The 4390-nt window shown below is 51.5% G+C and carries 6 protein-coding genes and 1 pseudogene; 5 read left to right on the forward strand and 2 right to left on the reverse strand.

Annotated features, from left to right (window positions below; genetic code table 11):
- The first annotated feature begins 494 nt into the window (after positions 1 to 494).
- Positions 495 to 1169: a DUF3800 domain-containing protein gene (locus MVC73_RS03705; protein ID WP_297507045.1), complete on the forward strand. Its 675-nt coding sequence runs from the start codon at positions 495 to 497 to the stop codon at positions 1167 to 1169.
- Positions 1170 to 1312: 143 nt separating this feature from the next.
- Here MVC73_RS03705 and MVC73_RS03710 read toward each other — a convergent pair whose 3' ends face one another.
- Positions 1313 to 1750: a hypothetical protein gene (locus tag MVC73_RS03710; protein WP_297507047.1), complete on the reverse strand. Its 438-nt coding sequence runs from the start codon at positions 1748 to 1750 to the stop codon at positions 1313 to 1315.
- A 67-nt stretch (positions 1751 to 1817) separates the two neighbouring features.
- On the opposite strand from MVC73_RS03710, the gene MVC73_RS03715 reads away from it, so the two are divergent.
- The 3 genes from MVC73_RS03715 to MVC73_RS03725 all read left to right on the forward strand — a co-directional run bounded on the left by MVC73_RS03715 (position 1818) and on the right by MVC73_RS03725 (position 2763).
- Positions 1818 to 2246: a CoA-binding protein gene (locus MVC73_RS03715; protein ID WP_297507049.1), complete on the forward strand. Its 429-nt coding sequence runs from the start codon at positions 1818 to 1820 to the stop codon at positions 2244 to 2246.
- A 38-nt stretch (positions 2247 to 2284) separates the two neighbouring features.
- Complete coding sequence (locus MVC73_RS03720; protein WP_297507051.1) at positions 2285 to 2473, forward strand: antitoxin family protein; 189 nt, start codon at positions 2285 to 2287, stop codon at positions 2471 to 2473.
- A gap of 110 nt (positions 2474 to 2583) precedes the next feature.
- On the forward strand, positions 2584 to 2763 hold the full coding sequence (locus MVC73_RS03725; protein WP_297507054.1) for a hypothetical protein: 180 nt from the start codon (positions 2584 to 2586) through the stop codon (positions 2761 to 2763).
- 39 nt (positions 2764 to 2802) lie between these two features.
- On the opposite strand, the gene MVC73_RS03730 is transcribed toward MVC73_RS03725, so the two are convergent.
- A complete protein-coding gene (locus MVC73_RS03730) occupies positions 2803 to 3903 on the reverse strand; it encodes a TRM11 family methyltransferase (RefSeq protein WP_297507056.1) in 1101 nt (366 codons plus the stop codon).
- Between the two features lie 109 nt (positions 3904 to 4012).
- Here MVC73_RS03730 and MVC73_RS03735 point away from each other — a divergent pair.
- Positions 4013 to 4390: pseudogene (locus MVC73_RS03735) on the forward strand (prenyltransferase); the annotation flags it as partial.

The following is a 4390-nucleotide window of genomic DNA, read 5'->3' on the forward strand; positions in this document are numbered from 1 at the left end:
TAAATTTATGATGAAGATAGGAGGAGCAAAGCCCATTGACCCAAAACTGCATGAAACAAAAGTGATTCCCACGGAAAATTCCCTTCGTTGTTGATATGTCTACCTCAGATGCCAAGCTTACAAAACCTTCGAACCCCTTGGACACGCGCGCTGGGAACTCAAAAGCAACAATACAAACTTCGCTAAAAGTCTGTGGCTTCTCTCTCACATAGCTGAACCTTCGCCTACAGTTTTGGTCTTTCATGGTATCCGTTTCCTTCAACGTTCTTTTGATATTTTTGACAACATGCCCAATTGACGATTCCCTTGTAGTCTATCTCTTCTCCACTGGCCTGGTTCATAGTGTTGGTCTATACAGGCCCCTATTTTTAAGCCCCCTAGTTGTTAACAGAATGACAAATTATCAACCTGAATTTTGACAAATAGTTTACAGCGACAACGGCAAGGTATATTTATCCCGCAGGAAACGGCGTTCGTACCGCGAGGGAGAAATCATGGTTCATATTTACATCGTTCTCGACGAAGCAGGGGACATGGGCTTCTCAAAAGGCAGTAGCAGGTACTTCGTTATGGGGGCAATCATAGCCAGAGCAGAGCACGCAAAGAAAATCCGCAGGATTCCCAAAAAGGCCAGAGAAAAGCTTGGTAAGAAGAAAAGGGACGTACCGGAACTCAAGGCCTCAAAGAGCAACGATAAAATAAGGAAATTTGTTCTCGATAGGCTTTACAAGTGCGCAAGTGCTCACGTCTCGGCAGTTTACGTAAACAAGGCGAACACTTACGATTACATTCGGGAGAGAGGTTCCCAAAAGGCAGTTCACTACAACTACCTCTCGAGGGTTCTGATAGTCGACTCACTAAAGCCCTACCGCAGGAGCATCGGTTACACCCCTGACAAAGCACTGACCATTGAGATATTCCTCGACAGGTATCACACAACAAAGTTCAGGAAAAGGAACTTGGAGGAGTACATCAGGAAAATGATAATGGAGGCGTTTCCCCACGAAGTTAAAGTGTTCGTGCATCAGAAAGACTCCCAGGGGGAACCGCTGATTCAGGTTGCCGACTTCGTCGCCAACGCTTTTTACAGGAAGCTCAACGAAAATGAAGATTTGCTCCAGAGGTTTGAGAGGTCGGGGAGAATTCTCAAATTCAAGCAACTCTACTGAAACCAAATGAGAAGTATGAATCGGCCCCCGGGCCGCCATTTGCGCGTACCTCAGGGTACGCGGCGGACACCGGGACTTACCCTCATCCCCACATATACATCCGTATACGCTCTTTTAAATGTTTTCGGTTCAAGTTTGTGTAGCTAAGCTCCTCGCGGAACGCCTAAGGTAGAGAGAACCCCCGCCACCTCCTCGGGATTGTTGGTCGTGAACGACACGCTCCAGCCCCTCCTCTGCCGTATCACCACGCATGCTTTTCCGGGCAGGGTGAAGTGGATCGCCCCATAACAGCTCATCCAGCCCTCCCGAACCTCGAAGGCCTCTATGTTCTCTATCTTCACGGTCTTCCTGACCACGAGACCGAGGAGCCCCCGTATCCTGAGCTCGCGGTCGTCTATCTCAATCCTGATGACCATGACGTCCAGAAGGAGAACCGAGACGGCCAAAGTCGTTGCAAGCATTATCCAGAAGCCCTCTCCCGCGCGATAAGTGGCGTAGAGTCCCGAGAACATCGCCACAATCGGAAGGAGCATGATGAGCTGAAAGGCCCCCTTCGTCAGCGTTTCCTCGTAGAGAGCCATCCCACCACCGATGGGACTTCTCGGTTAGAGCTTTAAAGGTTGGCCTCCAAAAACCTAAGGTGGTAACATGGTGAGAACGATGCCAGTTGACAGGCTGAGCGATGAGGACCTCAAGGAGATTTTAACGAAGTACAGGAAAGTAGCCCTCGTTGGAGCCTCACCGAAGCCTGAAAGGGATTCCAATGAGGTCATGCGCTATCTTATTGAGCACGGCTACGAGGTCTACCCTGTGAATCCCCGCTATGAGGAAGTCCTCGGAAGGAAGTGCTACCTGAGCGTTCTGGACATACCAGACGAGGTCGATATAGTCGACCTCTTCGTTCGCCCGGAGTTCACGATGGATTACGTCGAGCAGGCGATAGAGAAGGGCGCCAAAGTTGTGTGGTTCCAGTTCAACACTTACAACAGGGAGGCCTTCAAGAAAGCCAGGGAGGCCGGCCTAATAGCGGTCGCCCACAGGTGCATAAAGCAGGAGCACGAGAGACTCATCGGCTAACTTCAAACGTTTAAAAGCGGATTTTCCAATTTTTAACCATGCCCGAGGAGATAGTTGCCATATACAGGGGTGATGTGATAATCCCCCTCAAAAAACTGGACACACCTCCCGGTTCGCGGATCAGAATACTGATTGAGGGAGTAGAAACGAGGGATCCAATGAAAGAGCTTAGCTACCTTAAGCTCCTTCAGGATGGAGAAGCTGCCGAGGAACTCTTCGAGTTTTAGGCCGGGTGAGATACTCCTCCTGAAGCTCCCCCTTCACCGAGTACCGTGGAAAGAAGCTTCTGCCCCTGCTGGTTGTCAGTTCTGAAGAGCTGAACAGGATAAGCGATGATTTGATAGTACTCAAGATAACGGGAAGCTCCCATTTCAAGGAATTCCAAGTCGAGCTTGAGGGGAAAGACCTCCTCCGTAGGAAGCTCAGAAAAAAGAGCTTCATAGATTGTTCCTCAATTTTTACTGTCGAGAAGTCGCTCGTCATCAAGAGCATTGGGGAAGGGGGCCTGAAAAGATGAATGAGATCAAGGGACCCTGAAACGAACGCTTGCCCTTGATTAGCCCCGGTACCTCAGCACGTGGATGTCCCTAACGAGCCTGTGCCTCTCCTCGTAGTCCGTGTACCTCCCCAGAACCTCGAAGCCGAGCTTGCCGAGCCATCTCCGCTCTTTCCGGTATACCCCCCCACTGCTCAGCTTGTAGGCTGGAAAGACGAAGATGACTCTCCCGTTCCTCTTCAAAACATCGGCAAAGCTCTCGAAGACCGAGTAATAAAAGCGGTCCAGCTCGTTGGCGAGCTTTATCGCCTCCCCCCTGCTCGGGTACCTCTTGAGGGGCTTTCCCAGGTAGGGCTCGGCAACTATCGCGTCAAACCGCTGTCTGAAACATCTCCTGAGTTTCCTCGCGTCGCAGACCTCCAGATGGGCCGAGTTCTTGAGCCTGAACTCCTTCCTGAGCCAGGCGAGGTTCTTCTTCGCTGCCCTTACCTGCTCTCCGTCCCTGTCGCTTCCGTAGGCGTTCAACCCTTGCAGGACGAACTCCTGAACCACCGTTCCGATCCCGCAGAACGGGTCGAGGAACGAGCCTCTTCTCACTTCCGTTAGATTCACCATTATCCTCGCGAGCCTCGGCGGGATCGAGAGAATCGGTTTCTGAACCGGTCTCTCGACGTCGAGTTTCTTCAGCTCGAAGGGATCGGTAACCTTGACCGTCTCGCCGACGAGAAAGCTCCCGTCCTCCCTAAAGAGGAAGACGAAGTCCTTGACGTCGGGAAACCCCTTGAGAATCAGCTCTGCGGGCATCGCGTAGGTCTTCGCCGGCTTGAAGAACTTCGCCGGCCCTTCCGCCTTAAAGGCCTTCTTTATCTCGCTCCCGAGCTTCCTCCACAGCCTCCAGTCGCTTCTCCCGTAGAGGCTCACCGTGAAAAGCCTGGAGTATTCAAGATCTTTTATGGCCTCCTCGTCCTCCCCGACTATTCTCACGAGCTTTAGAGCACCGCCGAGCCAGTGAAAGTACCTTTCAATCTTGGGTGAGGAATCGAATAACAGCCAGTAACGAGCAGACTCGAGTGGCCGAACTTTAAGACCGAATCTCCTGCCAAATGAGTAAAATTCCGCCTCGCTGAGGGCAGGATTTTTGCCGAATATCACCGCGTACATGTTTAGGCACTGAACGGAGCCTCTTAAAAACGTTCCGAGGGTTAGGTTAATAAGAGATGACGACGAATTTGGGATTGCAGAATTCACGATTACTCGGGGGGCAATTGACATGCTGGTCAAGGAGATACTCTCTTCGGTTGAGGTAATTCCAGACCCCTATGTAAAATCAGTAACCTATGCGAAGATCGGTGAGAGACTCGCCAAAGCCAAGAACAAGGCCTATAAAGTGGCCTTTCTGAAGGCAATGGAGACGGCCAAGGGGATAGAGGATCCCCCCACGATGTTCCGGGCCCTTCTCTCGGTCGGCTACTCCATGGGTCGGGCCGGGCTGAAGTCCTCAAAGAGAATATACTCCCAGGTAATCGAGGACTCGAGGATTCTCCCAGCTCCCCAGCGAGACCTCCTAATGCGCCTCTCATCACTCTACATGCTGGCCCTCGGGGAGATAAACGAGGCAATAACAAACGCCCTCGAAATCGCAAATCCC

This window comes from Thermococcus sp. (genome assembly GCF_027052235.1).
GTDB lineage: Archaea > Methanobacteriota_B > Thermococci > Thermococcales > Thermococcaceae > Thermococcus.

Bases quoted from the DNA above. Each gene is read 5' to 3' on its own strand.
- MVC73_RS03705 (WP_297507045.1), top strand. From the start codon at position 495: ATGGTTCATATTTACATCGTTCTCGACGAAGCAGGGGACATGGGCTTC.
- MVC73_RS03710 (WP_297507047.1), bottom strand. From the start codon at position 1,750: ATGGCTCTCTACGAGGAAACGCTGACGAAGGGGGCCTTTCAGCTCATC.
- MVC73_RS03715 (WP_297507049.1), top strand. From the start codon at position 1,818: ATGGTGAGAACGATGCCAGTTGACAGGCTGAGCGATGAGGACCTCAAG.
- MVC73_RS03720 (WP_297507051.1), top strand. From the start codon at position 2,285: ATGCCCGAGGAGATAGTTGCCATATACAGGGGTGATGTGATAATCCCC.
- MVC73_RS03730 (WP_297507056.1), bottom strand. From the start codon at position 3,903: ATGTACGCGGTGATATTCGGCAAAAATCCTGCCCTCAGCGAGGCGGAA.